Annotated in this window: 16 protein-coding genes and 5 pseudogenes; 13 read left to right on the forward strand and 8 right to left on the reverse strand. The window is 69.7% G+C overall.

Going from position 1 to position 15417, the window contains the following annotated elements:
* Nucleotides 1-112 precede the first annotated feature (112 nt).
* Nucleotides 113-1294, forward strand: coding sequence for an MFS transporter (locus ACIQV3_RS36155; protein ID WP_403720296.1), 1182 nt, complete (start codon nucleotides 113-115; stop codon nucleotides 1292-1294).
* The gene (locus ACIQV3_RS36160) at nucleotides 1284-2807 is read left to right on the forward strand and encodes a pyridoxal phosphate-dependent decarboxylase family protein (RefSeq protein ID WP_403720297.1); all 1524 of its coding nucleotides are present in this window, start codon (nucleotides 1284-1286) and stop codon (nucleotides 2805-2807) included. Before ACIQV3_RS36155 ends, ACIQV3_RS36160 begins: the two co-directional genes overlap by 11 nt.
* 171 nt (nucleotides 2808-2978) lie before the next feature.
* Here the strand turns inward: ACIQV3_RS36160 and ACIQV3_RS36165 are convergent.
* Nucleotides 2979-3149, reverse strand: a pseudogene (locus ACIQV3_RS36165) (IS5/IS1182 family transposase); the annotation flags it as partial.
* Nucleotides 3150-3334: 185 nt separating this feature from the next.
* Here ACIQV3_RS36165 and ACIQV3_RS36170 point away from each other — a divergent pair.
* Both ACIQV3_RS36170 and ACIQV3_RS36175 read left to right on the forward strand, forming a co-directional pair.
* Nucleotides 3335-3823 (forward strand): GNAT family N-acetyltransferase, encoded by a 489-nt coding sequence (locus ACIQV3_RS36170; protein ID WP_403720298.1) that lies wholly within the window; start codon nucleotides 3335-3337, stop codon nucleotides 3821-3823.
* Nucleotides 3824-3986: 163 nt separating this feature from the next.
* Nucleotides 3987-4700 (forward strand): alpha/beta fold hydrolase, encoded by a 714-nt coding sequence (locus ACIQV3_RS36175; protein ID WP_403720299.1) that lies wholly within the window; start codon nucleotides 3987-3989, stop codon nucleotides 4698-4700.
* A gap of 393 nt (nucleotides 4701-5093) precedes the next feature.
* Here ACIQV3_RS36175 and ACIQV3_RS36180 read toward each other — a convergent pair whose 3' ends face one another.
* Entirely contained in the window at nucleotides 5094-5642 is a 549-nt protein-coding gene (locus tag ACIQV3_RS36180) for an IS5 family transposase (RefSeq protein ID WP_403720302.1), read from the reverse strand.
* A gap of 208 nt (nucleotides 5643-5850) precedes the next feature.
* Between ACIQV3_RS36180 and ACIQV3_RS36185 the strand changes: the two are divergent.
* Nucleotides 5851-6183: pseudogene (locus ACIQV3_RS36185) on the forward strand (transposase); the annotation flags it as partial.
* A 50-nt stretch (nucleotides 6184-6233) separates the two neighbouring features.
* On the opposite strand, the gene ACIQV3_RS36190 reads toward ACIQV3_RS36185, so the two are convergent.
* Nucleotides 6234-6458 (reverse strand): hypothetical protein, encoded by a 225-nt coding sequence (locus ACIQV3_RS36190; RefSeq protein ID WP_403720303.1) that lies wholly within the window; start codon nucleotides 6456-6458, stop codon nucleotides 6234-6236.
* Between the two features lie 445 nt (nucleotides 6459-6903).
* On the opposite strand from ACIQV3_RS36190, the gene ACIQV3_RS36195 reads away from it, so the two are divergent.
* From ACIQV3_RS36195 to ACIQV3_RS36215, 5 genes and pseudogenes are all read left to right on the forward strand, one after another.
* Complete coding sequence (locus ACIQV3_RS36195; RefSeq protein WP_403720305.1) at nucleotides 6904-7140, forward strand: hypothetical protein; 237 nt, start codon at nucleotides 6904-6906, stop codon at nucleotides 7138-7140.
* Nucleotides 7107-7343: a hypothetical protein gene (locus ACIQV3_RS36200; RefSeq protein WP_403720307.1), complete on the forward strand. Its 237-nt coding sequence runs from the start codon at nucleotides 7107-7109 to the stop codon at nucleotides 7341-7343. The genes ACIQV3_RS36195 and ACIQV3_RS36200 overlap by 34 nt, the downstream gene beginning before the upstream one ends.
* Before the next feature lie 698 nt (nucleotides 7344-8041).
* Nucleotides 8042-8182 (forward strand): annotated as a pseudogene (locus ACIQV3_RS36205) (BTAD domain-containing putative transcriptional regulator); the annotation flags it as partial.
* Between the two features lie 22 nt (nucleotides 8183-8204).
* Nucleotides 8205-8309 (forward strand): annotated as a pseudogene (locus ACIQV3_RS36210) (BTAD domain-containing putative transcriptional regulator); the annotation flags it as partial.
* Between the two features lie 22 nt (nucleotides 8310-8331).
* On the forward strand, nucleotides 8332-8592 hold the full coding sequence (locus ACIQV3_RS36215) for a BTAD domain-containing putative transcriptional regulator (RefSeq protein ID WP_403720394.1): 261 nt from the start codon (nucleotides 8332-8334) through the stop codon (nucleotides 8590-8592).
* Between the two features lie 26 nt (nucleotides 8593-8618).
* Here ACIQV3_RS36215 and ACIQV3_RS36220 read toward each other — a convergent pair whose 3' ends face one another.
* On the reverse strand, nucleotides 8619-8987 hold the full coding sequence (locus ACIQV3_RS36220) for a hypothetical protein (protein WP_403720397.1): 369 nt from the start codon (nucleotides 8985-8987) through the stop codon (nucleotides 8619-8621).
* Nucleotides 8988-9047: 60 nt separating this feature from the next.
* On the opposite strand from ACIQV3_RS36220, the pseudogene istB reads away from it, so the two are divergent.
* Both istB and ACIQV3_RS36230 read left to right on the forward strand, forming a co-directional pair.
* Nucleotides 9048-9725: pseudogene (gene istB, locus ACIQV3_RS36225) on the forward strand (IS21-like element helper ATPase IstB); the annotation flags it as partial.
* Between the two features lie 715 nt (nucleotides 9726-10440).
* On the forward strand, nucleotides 10441-10788 hold the full coding sequence (locus tag ACIQV3_RS36230) for a transposase family protein (protein ID WP_403720401.1): 348 nt from the start codon (nucleotides 10441-10443) through the stop codon (nucleotides 10786-10788).
* Between the two features lie 288 nt (nucleotides 10789-11076).
* Here the strand turns inward: ACIQV3_RS36230 and ACIQV3_RS36235 are convergent, their stop codons facing one another.
* The 4 genes from ACIQV3_RS36235 to ACIQV3_RS36250 all read right to left on the reverse strand — a co-directional run bounded on the left by ACIQV3_RS36235 (nucleotide 11077) and on the right by ACIQV3_RS36250 (nucleotide 13889).
* Nucleotides 11077-11373 carry a hypothetical protein gene (locus ACIQV3_RS36235; RefSeq protein ID WP_403720309.1) on the reverse strand — a complete coding sequence of 99 codons (297 nt, stop codon included), beginning with the start codon at nucleotides 11371-11373 and terminating at the stop codon, nucleotides 11077-11079.
* A gap of 271 nt (nucleotides 11374-11644) precedes the next feature.
* Nucleotides 11645-12241, reverse strand: coding sequence for a hypothetical protein (locus tag ACIQV3_RS36240; RefSeq protein ID WP_403720311.1), 597 nt, complete (start codon nucleotides 12239-12241; stop codon nucleotides 11645-11647).
* 386 nt (nucleotides 12242-12627) lie between these two features.
* The gene (locus ACIQV3_RS36245; RefSeq protein ID WP_403720313.1) at nucleotides 12628-12789 is read right to left on the reverse strand and encodes a hypothetical protein; all 162 of its coding nucleotides are present in this window, start codon (nucleotides 12787-12789) and stop codon (nucleotides 12628-12630) included.
* A 731-nt stretch (nucleotides 12790-13520) separates the two neighbouring features.
* Nucleotides 13521-13889 (reverse strand): hypothetical protein, encoded by a 369-nt coding sequence (locus ACIQV3_RS36250; RefSeq protein ID WP_403720315.1) that lies wholly within the window; start codon nucleotides 13887-13889, stop codon nucleotides 13521-13523.
* A gap of 610 nt (nucleotides 13890-14499) precedes the next feature.
* Between ACIQV3_RS36250 and ACIQV3_RS36255 the strand changes: the two genes are divergently transcribed.
* A complete protein-coding gene (locus ACIQV3_RS36255) occupies nucleotides 14500-15324 on the forward strand; it encodes a dienelactone hydrolase family protein (protein WP_403720318.1) in 825 nt (274 codons plus the stop codon).
* The last annotated feature ends 93 nt before the right edge of the window (nucleotides 15325-15417 follow it).

Genomic DNA, 15417 nt, shown 5'->3' on the forward strand with positions numbered 1-15417 from the left:
CCCGCCAGGGCCGGATCATGAGCCGGCGCGCCGACGGGATCGCGGACCTTCCGGGCGTGAAACTTCGACACGGCCGGGTGACTGCCCGAGACGGAAGATGTTCCTCCAGGTCATGCCCGAAGCGGACGCGCAGTCCTACCGCTGCAACCCCCCACTGTTCGTCCTGCTGTTCGCGGCGCCTCCGCTGCGCGGTGCGGCCGCCGCCGGGTACGTGGCCGTGGTCTTCCTGCTGGCCGCCACCGCGTACGCCGTCTTCCAGGTGCCCTACGTGACGATGCCCGCCGAGATGACCGAGGACCCCGCCGAACGCGGCCGGATCCTCGGGTGGCGGGTGGGCTTCCTGGGCGTCGCGATCCTGCTGTCCGGAGCGCTCGCCCCGGCCCTCGCGCAGGCCGACGGGGGCAGTCCGGCCAGCTACCGGCTGATGGGGGCCGCCGTCGCCGTACTGCTGGCCCTCGGCATGTTCGGCGCCTGGTTCACCACCCGGTGGGCACCGCGGGCCGCCCGCAGCGAGTCCGAGCCTTCGTTGCGCGCCCAGTTGGCGACCGCCCGGTCCCACCGGCCCTTCCTCTACCTGGCCGGCATGTGGACGCTCCAGGCCCTCGCCGTCGGCGTGATGCTCGCCGGCGTGCAGTACTTCGCCACGTACACCCTCGGCTCGCCCACCGCCGTCACCCCGCTCTTCGCCTGTCTGATCGGCCCTCTCGTCCTCTACATGCCGCTGTGGAGCGGGCTGTCCCGGCGGTGGGGCGTGAAGAACGCGCAGTGGGCCGCCTCGCTGCTGTTCCTCGCCGGCGCCCTGCTGCTCGCCCTCACCCCGACGGCCGGTCCCGGGCTCGGCTACGCGGCGGTCGCGGTCGTCGGAGTGGCCTACGCCGGACTGCAGTTGCTCCCGCTGACCATGCTGGCGGACACCCTCGCCGCGGACGCGGCCCGCACCGGCAAGCGCCGTGCCGGGACATTCACCGGGCTGTGGACGGCCGCCGAAACCCTGGCGTTCGCGCTCGGCGCGGGCGTCTTCGCCCTCGTCCTCGCGGTGACCGGGTTCCGCTCTTCCGACGCGGACCACCAAGTGGCCCAGCCCGAGGCGGCCCTCACCGGCATCACGGCGGGCATGAGCGTGCTCCCCGCCGTCCTCACCGCCGCCAGCCTGTGGCTGCTGCACCGTTACCGCGAGGACCCCGCCGGGGCCACCGAGCCCGACTCCTCGCCCGCACCCGCACCCGCACCCCTATCCGTACCCGTACCGTCCGAATCGCCCCGGCAGGAAGAGAACAACACCCGTGTCGACTGAACCCACCCGCGCCCTGCCGGGCGGCCGTACCCCGGACGACGTGCTCGCCGAACTGCGCTCCCTGCGGGAGGGCGACGCGCCCACCCGGGGCGGCCGGACCTTCGCCTACGTCTACGACGCCGGCCTGGAGGGCCTCGACGAGTTGGCCGCCGCCGCGTACACCGCGTACGCCACCGTCAACGGGCTCGACCCGACCGTCTTCCCGAGCGTCGCCCGACCGGAGAACGACCTGGTGGGCGCCGTCACGTCGGTCCTCGGCGCGCCCGGCGCCCAGGGCACCTTCACCAGCGGCGGGACGGAGAGCATCCTGCTCGCGGTGAAGACCGCACGGGATCACGCGCGGGCCGTGCGGGGGATCAGCGCGCCGCAGCTCGTGCTCCCGTCCACCGCGCACGCCGCCTTCCACAAAGCCGCCCATTACCTGGGCCTGGAGACCGTCGTCGTCCCCGTGGATCCGGTCACCTTCCGCGCCGACGCCGACGCCATGGCCGCCGCCCTCACGGACCGCACGGCGCTCGTGGTCGCCTCGACGCCCTCGTACGCCCACGGGGTCATCGACCCGGTGCCCGAGATCGCCGCGGCCGCCGCCCGGCGCGGCGTGCTCTGCCACGTCGACGCCTGCATCGGCGGCTGGCTCCTGCCCCACCTGCGGCGGGCCGGACGGGAGGTCCCGCCGTTCGATCTGTCCGTGCCCGGGGTCACCTCGCTCTCCGTGGACCTGCACAAGTACGGGTACGCGGACAAGGGAGCCTCCGTCGTCCTGTACCGGGATGCCGAACTGTGCCGGTACCAGTACTTCGCCCACGCGGGCTGGCCCGGCTACCCGGTGGTCAACCCGACGGTCCAGGGCACGAAGTCCGGCGGCCTGCTGGCCCAGGCATGGGCGGTGCTCCAGTACGTCGGTGAGGACGGCTACACGGCGCTGGCCGCCCGGGTGGCCGAGGCGTCGGACCGGCTGCTGGCAGGGCTGCGCGGGATCGACGGCCTGCGCGTCCTGGGCGAACCGGCCGCCGGACTGGTGGCGTTCACGACCGGATTTCCCCGGGGCGACGCCGTCGAGGGCGCCGGCAGGCACGGTGTCGGCCCGGAGTACGAGGCGGCCCCCGACCTCAGCCTCCTGCTGCACTTCGCCGACGAGATGCGGGAGCGCGGTTGGTACCTGCAGCCCCAGCTCTCCTTCGACGGGCTGCCGCCCAACCTGCACCTCACTCTGACCCCGGCCACCGTCGGCCAGGTGGATGCCCTGGTCGCGGACCTCACTGCCGCCCTCGCCGCGAGCCGTACCCTCCCACCGGTGACGGTGGACCCGGGTCTCGTCGAGCTGGCCGTCGGGCTCGACCCGGAGACCCTCGGGCCCGACGAGATCGCCGGCGTCCTGGCCTTCGCGGGCCTCGGCGGCGACGGGAAGCTGCCCGCCCGGACGGCCCCCGTCCTCATGCTGCTGGACGCACTGCCGCGGCCTTTGAAGGAACGCCTCCTGGCGGAGTTCGTGGGATCGGTCTTCCGCGTCTGATCTGCGGTTGCGGGTGGACCGGGAGGTCCACCCGCGGCTGACGGCGGGCCCTTCCCCGGCGGAGGCCGGCCGACGCCTGCCGGTGACGTCCCCGGTGTTCGGTGCTCGGTGTTCTGGCGTACGCGCACGGCCGCACGCTACGCGCACTCCCACGGAGCCGACCCGACGGACCGCGACCAGCAGCACCCGGTCCTCCAGCGGAAGGCTCCACGGCCGGCCCTTGCGGACCGCGTCCGCACCCTCGCGCCGCATCATGGCCACCAGCTTCCCGAAGCAGCGCGGGCTCAACCCGGCGAACCGGGCTATCCGGGACGGCTCCGACGCCGTGATCACGCCAGCCACAGCGAGAGAGCATCTCAGCTGCCGGCGCCGTTCGAGGGGTGGCCTCGAGCGGCTGGCTTCGTTCGCTTTCAGCAGCAGCGTTCGTGTGGTTGCTTGAGTGGCGGTGAGCCAGGAGTGCGGGCTGAGGAAACGGCTTTGCACCCCGTGTGATCGGCGTGGATGCTGACTGACCGGAGGTACTGAAGATGATCGATGTTGTGCTGAAGCTGTCAGCCCGTGATTTGGTGCATGTGGACCTGGCGTTGTGCGGGTGGGCAGGGTCTGACCATCACTTGGCCGGCGTCGCCGAGCAGTTGGAACTTGCCCGGACGGGTGAGGTCGACTACCTGGCGGTCTGCCCTGCAACGGACATCCCTGTGGCGAAGGGCGCTGTCGACTACCAGGTCAAGGAGGGCGTCGGCACTTTGTGGCAGCTGGCAGTCCACCCCGCATTGCGGTCGTGTGGGATCGGCACGTTCCTCGTCGAAGCCGCAGAACTGCGGATCAGGGACCGCGGTCTGCGGCAGGCCGAACTGGCTGTGGAGGAAAGCAACCCCCGGGCACGTGCACTATACGAACGACTGGGCTATGTCGAGTACGACCGCCAGCCGGACTCGTGGGACGAACAAGCCCCTGATGGATCGTTGCGCCGCTACGAAACGATGTGCACTTTGATGCGGAAGGAACTCTCGTAGGCTCAGCCACGACCGCGACCCTCCGAGGTCGGCAGCCATGGCGGAGGCTTCTTCCTCGGGTTCGGCCAGGAGCTGCGGGGCACGGAGCGGCTCATCCGCATCTAGGGCGTGTATCGAAAGTATTTCCCAGGAGATCGTCAGGCTGCCCGGCTACGGTGCGGGCATGGTGAACTTCGTGCTGGTTGCAGGTGCACGGCTCGGGGCGTGGGCGTGGGGCGAGGTCGTACCCTATCTGCGCGCGGCCGACCACGACGTCTATCCGTTGACGCTGTCCGGTCTTGCTGACAAGCAGGGTGTTCCGGCGGGGCAAGCAACTCACGTCCAGGACATCGTTGCCGAGGTAGAACGCCAGGGTCTGCGTGACGTAGTCCTGGTGGGTCACAGCTACTCGGGTATCCCGGTAGGTCAGGCCGCGGAGCGGATCGGTGACCGACTGGCCCGCGTAGTATTCGTCGACTCAAGTGTTCCAACTGACGGCGAGTCGTTCGTCTCCGCCTGGCCGGACGGCGGGGCGGCGGTGGAGGCATCGATCGCCGAGAGCGGAGGGTTCTGGCCGCTCGCGCCAGCTGCTCATTACGACGGCGAAGGTCTCACCGATGAGCAGATCGCACGGCTCGTGCGTGGCTCGACGCCTCACCCAGGTGCCACGCTCACCGAGCCCGCTGTGCTGTCGGGGCCGCTGGGTGAACTGCCGGCGACATACATCCTGTGCGTGATGCCGGGGGCCGAGCCTGACGACGCGGAGCCCGACGAAGATGTGGCCGAGCTGCTGAACAGCAAGCGCTGGCGGCTGGTCAAGATGGACACCGGCCATTGGCCGATGTTCTCCCAGCCGCGCGAGCTGGCGCGGATTCTCCTCGATGCTGCCGTGGAGTGAGAGCACCTCCATGCCTGCGGGCTGGTTTTGGACGCGCTTGATGCGTGCTGGTCACAGCCATTCGCCGATGACCGCTATGAGGACGGTCGCCTCATAGCGGACCGCTAGCTTGTCCTATCGCGCGGCGACGACGCGGTGCCTCTTGAGGCGGTTGATCCCACACGCGACCACGTGGCGTCACGGTAGTCGACCGGGTCGACCGGGTCGAACTTCGGCGGCCGGCCGCCGCGAGAGCCGCGCTGTACGCGGTGGCGCGCCTGGCCGACCTTGTCCGGGATGGTGCAGCGGATCCCTCGGCGACGCGGGTAAGCGCGCGGTTCTTGCGGGAGGCGTACGCCCTATCAGCACGCACCCGATCGGGGCGGACGCGCGCCCGGCCCGGCCCGATGCGGGTCACGCGGACCTTCCGCAGCACGGGTTCGAACTGCGGCGAGTCGCTGCGCTGCGCTGCCCGGCCGTGACCACGATCGACATGGGCTTCTGGCTCTGCTCGACGGTCAGGTGCACCTTGGTGGTGAACCCGCCACGAGAGCGTCCCAGTCCGTGATCACGGAGCTCGGTGAAGACACCACCCGGCGGTTCCTTCTGAAGGTCCCCCTGCTTCCGGGTTCCAGCCGCCTGCTGATGGGCGCGGCACACCGTGGAATCGATGCTCGGAGCCCACACGATCGCACCCTTCGCATCGGCCAGGGACCGGAGCAGGCTGAAGACCCGGTGCCAGGTACCGTTTCGCTGCCATAGGCGGAACAAGTCGGAGATCCTGCCCCACGGGCCGTACTCGACGGGCGCGTCCCGCCACGGAACGCCCGTTCGTAACCTGAACCGTATGCCGTCGATCAACTGCCGACGGAGCCAGACAGGCGGCCGCCCCGCCTTCGTCCCCATCGGCAACAACGGCTCCAACACCGCCCACTGTTCATCAGTGAGATCACCCCGCCCCATGAATGAAGATCATTCCTGAGGCAAGTGACTGCGTGGCTTCAGTGCGTTCGTGTTGATGGGTTTTGGCTCCAGTGGAAGGCTGCTGGTGGGCCCCGTACCTTCGGCAAGCTGGTGGCCGGCGCGCACCTGACCGGCGCGCGCCCTGAGGGTGTCGACTCCCCGGGCCGGGTGATCGCCGACCTCGGCCCGAAGCTCGCGCTGCAACCCCGTCGTCGGTTCGCCACCGGGCAACCGCAACGACTACCGGGCCTGGGCGGAATCCGGTGCGAAGGCCGCCGTCGGCACCCCGATGACCATCGCCGATGGCGGCTACCCGAGCACGGGGCTCGTGATGCCGCCCCGCCGCCGCAAGGGAGAGGGCCTGCCCGACTGGGAACAGGCCCAGGACAAGTTCCACCAGCAGGTCCGCGCCCGCGTCGAGCACGCCTTCGCCCAAATGAAGATCTGGAAGATCTTGCGCGACTGCCGGCGTCGAGGCGACGGAACACACCACGCGATGCTCGGCATCGCACGTCTGCACAACCTCGCCTTCACCGGATAGCCCCACTACGAAGGGGATCGAGAGCGCGGTCCTACGCCGCACGTCAGCGGTCAATGAAGTTGGCACTCCCAGGGCTCGAAATCCGGTTCCCCCGCAGGCAGTTCCCCCGTGCAGTATCGGTGGAGCCAGGCCGCAGCCCGCCGCGCCGCGTGCTCCTCGTTGAGCGGTTCTCCGTGCTCATCCAACTCGAGGACGTTGGCGAAGATCGCGACGCAGACCTCCATCTGAGAGGGCGACTCGCGCAGTTCTTCCCAGTACTCGATCCCCTCCAGCATCGGGTGGCCTACCGACCCCCGGGCGAGCCATCCGGCGAAGCGTCGCAGGGCTCCCGAAGCGCCAGAACTGAGGTGAGGAGACATACGAGGAATCTACCCTCAGCCCCCGGGGCGATCGTCGGCCTCCCGCCTCAAGGGGCGACGGGTTCCTTGGGGACGGCGCCGAATGGCTCGCGGGAGGCTTGGGCAGGGTCATTGCGTCGTTTCCTTCCGGCCCGGTCTGCCGGGCATGGGCGCCGTCTTGCCCGGCACGGGTCGGATATCCGGCCCGGCGAGGGCGGCAGTGCGGAGGGCCCGGGCCCGTACCGGGCTCGGGCACGGTCGGTGACGGCTTCGACTGCCGTTCCCGTCCTCGAGCAGGTACAGCGCGCTGTGGCCTTACGAACTCCTTTGCAGGGTCGTCGTCATCGAGCGGCTCAGGCTGGGGCAGCGACAGTCGATCAAGGTGGTGTTGCATACCGGCAGCGAGACGGTGGAGTGCGAACCGGCGAAGTCCGCACCGCTCTCTCGGGTCGACGCACAGGCGCTGACCGGCTGGTTGACCGAGCAACTCGGCCAGGTCCAAGTCGCGGTGGAGCGTCAGACTGAGGTCAAGCGGGACTTCCTGCGTCCGGACGAGTGGTGGACCCCGTCCCACACCGCCGAGCGGTGGCGGTACCCGTCGGCGAGGTCGACGGCATAGCCGCCCAACGCGGCGTCGAAAGCTACCGGTACACGCCCCGGGCAGACGCGATGTTCAGCCCTGCCACTTCGGTCACCGTCTACGACCCGGGCCGGGCCTACGACGTCGCCGAAGAACTCCGCGCGGAACGCGCCGCCGGCCAGGCCGCCGACAGCACGGCAGCCCCCGGCCCGGCCGAGGGCGACGCAACGGATTCCCGCTGACTCGGTCGGGCCGGTCCTGACCTGGCTCGGAGACCGCACTCCGTGAGTGGGCGGATGACATCGCCTGCGTGGTGACCAAACCCGTCGGAGTCAACCGGAAATCCCCTCCGTGAGGCCGGAACGGCATCGGGTACGCGGTGGCGCCGACCGGAGACCGCGCCGATGGCGGGAGCCAGCCGTTCTCCGGCCGCACTCTTGCCTACGGCCTGTTGCTCTCCATCCGCCACCGCCAGCACCCCGCGTCTGGAGCCACAGCACCAGCAGCACCGGCGTGCCCGTCATTGCCTGAACCACACCCCCACCGGGCCCCGGCACACCCTGACCCACCATGGAACGACCATGCTGCCGACAACGTGACAACGCCCTCTGCATGGCTTGTACTCGACCCCCGATCCCGTTCGAGGCGGAAGGGGAAGATCCGTTCTGGGTACCACGGCGGGCTCCGTGGCGGATCATCCGCGCCCGGCCGCGCGCCCGAGAAGCGTCGAGGGCGCGGGGGAGGGGCGGCGACGAGCCACCCCCGCGCCGCCACGTCCGACCCGCCGGGACTGACCACCCGGCGGCGTCACCGCAACGACGGCCGAAACGACCCGGGGGCAGGCCCCCGACCCCTCCGCGCCGCGGATCGTGGTCTCGGCCGGCGACGGCTACCGCTTCGACGTACGGGCTGCTCCGTGGACGCCCCGTAAGCGGCCGGGCTGGCAAAACGGGCGGGTGTGGCACGCGGCGCGGGCCGGCTCGCGGAGGCCAGCTCGCTCGTCGCCACCGCCCTGGGGCTGTGGCGCGGAGAACCGCTGGCCAAGGTGCCGGGGCCGTTCGCCGACCAGCAGCGCGAGCGGTGGGGCGAGCTGCACCGCCCTGCTGGAGGAGCAGTACGACCTGGAGCTGGCACAGGGCCGCCATCGGGCCGTCAACCCCGACCTGACCGCCCTCGCGGCCGAGCACCCGGGCCGCGAGCGGCTGCACGGGGTGCTGATGCGCGCGCGCCCTGCACGCCACCGGACGGCGCGCCGAGACCCGCGCCCTGTTCCCGCGGGTGCGCCGCACCCTGATCGAGGAGCAGGGCATGGAGCCGGGCCGCGGCCTCACGGCGGTCCACGGCCGCATCGTGGAAGCAGCTCCGGAGGAGGCCCCGCAGGGGGACGGCCCGGCCGCACCGGCCGGAACCCAGGCGCCGCCCGGACCCCAGCCCGCAGCCGGGCAGCCTCCCGCGCCCGCAGCCGGGCAGCCCGCGCCGATAGCGGAGTGATTGCGCCCTGTGATGTGGTCGTCAAGTCAGGCGGCGCGCAATGCCTGCAGCAGTTGCGTCAGTGCGGCTTTGGTGTGATCCAGGTCTTCCGGGTCGGAAGAGGACGCGAGCCACAGGGCGGCCTCGTTCATTGCCCCCGACAGCAGGTGGACCAGTGGTGCGACCGGTTGCGGGGTGGTGATCCTTGCGTCGATGAGGGAGGACAACGCGTCGGTGAGGTGGCGGGCCGAGGCGGCTTCGTCCATCGCCCGCCATTGGCTCCACCCCAGTACGGCAGGCCCGTCGACCAGCATGACCCGTTGGATGTCCGGATCGGTGGTCGCGGTGGGGAACTCCTGGCAGCCGACGGTCAGCTGGGTCCAGGGATCGTCGTGGGCGTCAGCGGCCGCGGCCACGCGTCGGCTCACTTCCCGCTGCATCTCCTCCAGGACGGCGCGGAAGAGCTCGCGGCCGCGGCCTCCCGAGAGCAGATGTCCTACCGGGGTTTCCTGGCCGAGCTGCTGATGTCCGAGTGCGACGACCGGTCCCGACGTTGGTCCGAGCGCCGCATCAAAGCCGCCGCCTTTCCCCGCGACAAGTCCCTGCGGGCCTTCGACTTCGACCCCAACCCCAACCCCAACGTCGACCCCGCTGCCATCCACACGCTGGCCAGGTGCGAGTGAGTCCGCAAAAGCCAGCCGCTCTGCTTGATCGGGGCTTCCGGGACCGGCAAGTCCCACCTGCTGATCGCGCTGGGCAGGGAGGCCGCGATGAAGGGCCACCGAGTCCGCTACATCCCCGCCACGAAGCTCGTGAACGAGCTCGTCGAGGCGGCCGACGAGAAGCAGCTGACCAAGACCATCACCCGCTACGGCCGCGTCGACCCGCTCTGCATCGACGAACTCGGCTACATGGAACTCGACCGCCGCGGCGCCGAACTCCTCTTCCAGGTTCTGACCGAACGCGAGGAAAAGAACAGTGTGGCGATCGCCTCGAACGAATCGTTCGGAGGGTGGACCAAGACCTTCACCGACCCTCGGCTCTGCGCGGCCATCGTCGACCGCCTGACCTGCGGCGGCAACATCATCCAGACCGGAACCGAGTCCTACCGCCTCGCTGCGACCCAAGCCCAAGCGGAGCGAGCAGTCGGCTGAACGGCCGAGGAACTGCGTCCTGTGGCGCTGACGGAGCTCCAGCTTCGATCTTCCTCAGCAGTTCGCCTCCATCGTCATAGAGCTCAAGACTGAACCGCAGGCCGAACCTGGTCAGCAGCGCTGCCAGGTCTTCGAACCGTTGAGGATCGACGACTCCGTTCAAGAGCGTGCCGCCCTCGGCCGGGTCCACCTCAATGCGGCACCAACCAGTCTCGACCTCATACGACTCCCACGACGCCGATCTGGAACTCCATCCTGCCCCGATGAACCGCTCGGCCACCAACGAAGCACTCGGGGCACCTGCGAGGCCACCACACACGTTGTTGTTGATCTCATGCCAGACGGGAGCGAGCGGCTGTCCCTCATCGGATATGTCCACAGCTGGATTATGAACCAGACCGCAGCCCTCGACCGCACACGCTATCGACATCAAAACTGGGCTCTGGCACATAACTTGGGGAGTCGTCGCGGAGTAATACCTCGCTGTTCGATTGCGAGGAGACTGGATCGTCGCGTGAGATCGCGTACGCCTTGTCGCCCGACCATCGGAATTGACGCTCCCTCAGGTGCGGGCTGACGGCTGCCGTGGTCGGTTGTTTACCGTGATGGTGCAGGTCATGCAGACCGATGCACCGCTCTGGGACTCGCTGGTGTCGACGGGATCGATGTGGTGGATGTCGAGGCGGTTACGGCCGCGTTCGGCACAGCCGAGGTGATGGCGAGAGGCCGCGCGGAGGGGGCGGCGTGTCCGGACTGCGGTCGCTTCTCGGACCGAGTCCACGACCGGTACCAACGCAGGCTGAAGGACCTTCCGCTCGTTGAACAGGGCTTCGTGATCCGATTGACGATCCGGCGTTTCATCTGCGGAGTGGCGGACTGTCCCCGCCGGATGTTCGCCGAGCCGTACTCCCGGCTCGCCGCCCGGCCCGGACGCCACCGTCCACGACCTCCCCCCAAGAGGCGGGCCGCGAGCCGCGCAGCGCCTGAACCGCGACGTGCCGGGTGCGCATCCCCGATCCACTGCTCGCAGTGCCAGGCCGAGAACATGGCTGTCACTGGATGACCAAGCTGCTGCCGTCGGGCGCCCATCACGAGGACGGCTGGCTGCCATGGTCGTGCCAGTTCACACATCACTGACAGGGGGTGGTGTCCGGGGTGGCTGTCACTGTCATGGGCCGGCACATACCGGCACACACCGGCACACATGCGGGTCGCCTACTGACAGGAACACGGGAGATCGCACTGAGCGGCCTGCCTGCCACAGTCGCGTACGCCGCGTCCGGCCCGGGCCCCCACCACCCCAACGGAGGTGGGAGGCGATCCGGCAGGAGGGTCGGAACAGCTCCATGGCTCAGTCGCCGTCACCGAAGTCTCCGACGTTCACGTCGCCGCCGTGACCGGTGGATCCGGTATCCCCCGCACCTGTTCCGTCCCGGCTGGAGAGGAAGGTTCCGCTGATCAGTCCCGCTACGCACGCCATCAACAGAGCGGTTCCGGCCATGAGGACGGCCGCCAACGGGGGCCCGTTCGCATTGCCCGTGAGGAACACCGCCATCATCGCTGCGGGCAGGCCGAAAACATCGACAACGCGGCGTCGCGCCACGTCGACCGGCAGGTACCACCGACAGCGGTATCCGGCCTGGAACACCGTATGGTGCCTTGCTGTGGCGGGCCGCTGCCGGCCAGGCGTCCCCCGACAAGGCCGCGGCTCCTTCCCACTGGCAGTAGGCCACGCCCGCCAAGCGCGGGGCGTACGCGGTGACAGCGCCGGCACCCGGACATGGACGCTGCGAGCCGCATCCAGACTGTCCCCGCCAACCTGCGCCCCGCTGGCCGTGTCAGTGACAACTGGGTTCTTACAGGATCTTCTTAGGCGTTGATCAGGTGCCGTCGGTGGTGCTTCGAGGGCGTCCGTGATGTCAGTCGTCGGCGGCGACGAGCAGGGTCATGGGACGACTCCTGGCGATCAAGGCCGCGATCACGTCGAGATCGCCGGGCGCGTCAGCCGGCAGGCTGAACCTCTTGATGTCGATCCAGCGGTAGCCATGGTCGCGAGAGTTGATGAAAGTACTGTCCGAGTGGGTGAGTTCCCGCACGCCACCAGCCTCTGGGCGGATCAGCCACGGGTCGGCGCTGAGATTGTCTGCGGCTGGTGGGGCGGTGCGGCGGGAGGCTGCGACGAGCAGGCCGCGTTTGAGCAACAGAAGGGTCCGAGCTCGGCCTCCGATCTGGCGTTTGATCAGTGTGAGGCCGGTGACGCGGCCTTCGTTGACGCCGGAGTTGAAGGTGAGGGGGAGTCCTGCTCGGACAGCATCGAGGTCGGCGGCGAGGTGCGGGGCAAGGAAGTCGCGGACGGTGCCATGGCCGCCGGTGTAGCCGCGCCCGGTGATCTCGCGGCACAGGGCGGTGCTGCTGTGTTCGCCCTCGCCCCATCGCCGCAGCAGGTAGTCGCGGTGCGGGTCCAGCAGGCTCGGCCTTCTGGGCCAGAGCGGGAGCGTGTCGTGCCCGTGGTCCAACCGTGCGTAACGTTGGACCGTCTTGCACTTGAGGCCCAGTTGACGGGCCGCCGCCCGTGTAGGCCCACGCCCTGGGCGAGGCGGCCGTGGAAGGCGGTGTGGGTGGCACGCGTCCGGTCCGCGGCCCGGCCGGCGGGCTCGGGCAGTACGGCACTGTGAGCCACGGTTCCTGGACCGGGGTATGCCATCGGTACGGTGCCAACTGGCGGGGGCGCCAGACAGGCGCGGTGGGCCGCGACCGCGTCCCGGACCCGTCGGGTCAGCCCTTTCCACAGGTGGAAACGGTCACTGACCTGCACCGCTTCGGGCGCGTCCGCCGTGATCCCCGCACGCCAGACCTCCGAATCGTCGCGGCACACCACCTGCACACCAGGGTGCGCGCGCAGTCATTCGGACAGCGCCTCGGCGGTACGGCCCTTGCACACCTCGATCGGCAACCGGGTCGGTGTGTCGACCAAAATCGTTCCATAGCTCTGCCCCCGGAGCAGGGCGAAGTCGTCGACACCCAGGAACCGGGGCACCGCCGCCGGAGGGTCGGGCAGCGCCATGACGCAACCCAGCAGGGCGCTCCAGCGGCCCTCTGATGCAGGCGGACCAGCAGGCGGGCTCCCGCACTGCCGGCCAGGGCGACCGCGACGGCCTCAGCCACGTGCTGCAGAGCGGCTGTGCTCCCATGCCGACCGCTGCCCGCACCCCGAACATCCCACAGGCCCCGCACGAGTACGTGCGGTCACCACCATCACATTCGCCTCGACCACAACCGACTCGACCGCAACCTTGCCGAGCTGCGGCAAGAACATCCTCAACATCTCGTGCCAGCCGAACCCTCCGGCGCCGTGCCGTGCCGTGCCGCAGGTCGGGGAGCCGGGGGCCGGCGTCGACGACGGCCACTTTGATGGTGCCGGGGAATCGGTCGACCCTCCACCTCGAGCTGCGAGAACGTGGGGCCCGCTGCGCCTACGCACCCTGCGCTGCCATGTCCATCCGCTGCGTCCCAGACGCCGGTCGGCAGCCAACCGGCCGCTGATGGCCCGGCCCCCCTCTCGCCGCGAGGCCACCCACTGGATCACGAGCCACCCCGACCATCTACGCGACGACGACCAACTGCGGCTCAATCCGCCCGACTGCAGAACGTAACCGGTTCTTGGTCACCTTCACGGAGTCCGTGCCTGAATCGAATCAGACCGTCAAAGCCAAGGGCCTGCGTACCGGTCTGGAGAGCCGGCTGCTCCTTGCCCGGAAGCGGGTGCCGCGGGCGTCTTCGGTGGCCCGGGCCCGGCTACTGCTGTTCTTCCATGCCGATGACTCGCCGCAGTTCGTCGGCTGCTGTGTGGGTCGTGCCCTCGCGTTGTTCGAGCATTGCCGCCGCGATGGCGTCTAGTTTGCGCTGCACCGCGCGCGCGTCACGCCGTTCGGTGTTGGTCAGCAGAGCCAGCAGCAGCAGGCTGCCGGCCGCTACGACGTCTCCCGCGAAGATCAGCCAGGGCGTTGGCAGGTGCAGAAGGTGCATGGCGAGCATGCCGAGGAGCAGGAGTACGCACAGGGCGGAGAACAGCGGTGAACTGGTGACGTTCGATGCCCGCTCGGAGAAGGCGGCGAACAAGTCGCGCCCGGTGCCGCCCCGCTCGGCAGGATGCTCAGTGGTCATGCCTGCCATGGTCTCTGTCCGGCACCCGCGATTACGGGAACCAGAGGCGCGTGGCGCGGTGTGGGTGTCCTACTCGCCGCCTTCTCCTTGGGTTCCTTCCTGCCGCCTTGGTCCGCGCTCACTGTGAATGGGTACGGCGTTGACACTGGGTGGGTGGCAGCCAGGACGCGACGGGTGTCCCTGCTCAGGCTGCCGACCCGTAGTGGTCATGGCTGTCACGAGGTGACCGAGCAGCTGACGCCCAACGCCCCCCCGTGGGCACGGCTGGCTGCCTTAGGCGTGCCTGTTCATACCGGGCCGTCATCCGGCATCCAGTGTGCGATCTCTCGGTTTGGTGGCAGTGGTGCGAGAGAGACTGTGCCCTGGTGTTGTTGCTGTTCAGGGGGTGTTGCGGGGACTGCAGTCACTGGGCGTCAGCCGGGTCCGTGGCTTCGTAGGTGCGAACGGAGAGCGGAGAGCGGATGGGCAGTGCCCAGCGGGCTCGGCTGGGGCGTGTCGGCACCGACGGGCATGGGGCGAGACTGAGGTACGCGGGCGCACACGTCGCGCCGTTCTGCCAGCGGCAGAACACCGGCCGAACAGGGCTCGACGATCATTACAGTCCAGTCTCATGACGACGATCGCGACATGTACGGTCGAGTACCAGGCCGACGGTTTGACGATGATCGGGCACCTCGCGCTGCCGGCCGGCGTCGACCGCCGGCCCGCGGTGCTGCTCGGACCAGAGGGCATGGGACTCAGCGACGTCGAGCGCCGCCGGGCCGATGCTCTCGCCGAGCTGGGATACGTAGCGCTGGCCTTCGACCTTCACGGCGGGCGCTATCTGGGCGACCCCGAGGAGATGCTGGCCCGTTGCCTGCCGCTGCTCGCCGACCCCGACCGGATGCGGGGCATCGGCCATGCGGCACTCGATGTGTTGCGCACCGAACCGCGGACCGACCCCGACCGGATCGCCGCCATCGGCTACGGCACCGGGGGTGCCATCGCGCTGGAACTCGGGCGCGGCGGCGTCAACCTGCTCGCCATCGGGACAGTCAACGCAACTACCACGGGCCGACCGGGCGAGGCGGCGCGCATTCGCTGCCCGGTGTGGGCGGGGGTCGGGTCGGAAGATCCGATCATGCCGCCCGCGCAACGGAACGCGTTCACCGCCGAGATGCAGGCCGCGGGCGTCGACTGGCGCCTCACGGTCTACGGCGGCGCCTCGCACGCCTTCCACCACCCACCGGTCGACCACCCCACGGTCCCCGGTGTCGCCTACCACCCACAGCACGCGCGGCGAGCCTGGCTCGACGTCGTCGACCTGCTCGCCGAGTGCCTGCCCGTGACGGAGGACCTGGGGCATGACCCAGGCAAAAAGCCTGGCGCCGGGTTTGGTCCGCGACGGGCGCTGGCAGTCCCCTCCCCGGGGACGCATTCGCAACTGCCGCAGTAAATGCCGGATTTACTGCGACGGAGCCCCGGCCGTGACCGTCGCGACCTGCGGCGCCCGGAAGTGCGGCGCCTACACCGAGGACGCGGACACCGG

This window comes from Streptomyces sp. NPDC099050 (genome assembly GCF_044759865.1).
GTDB lineage: Bacteria > Actinomycetota > Actinomycetes > Streptomycetales > Streptomycetaceae > Streptomyces.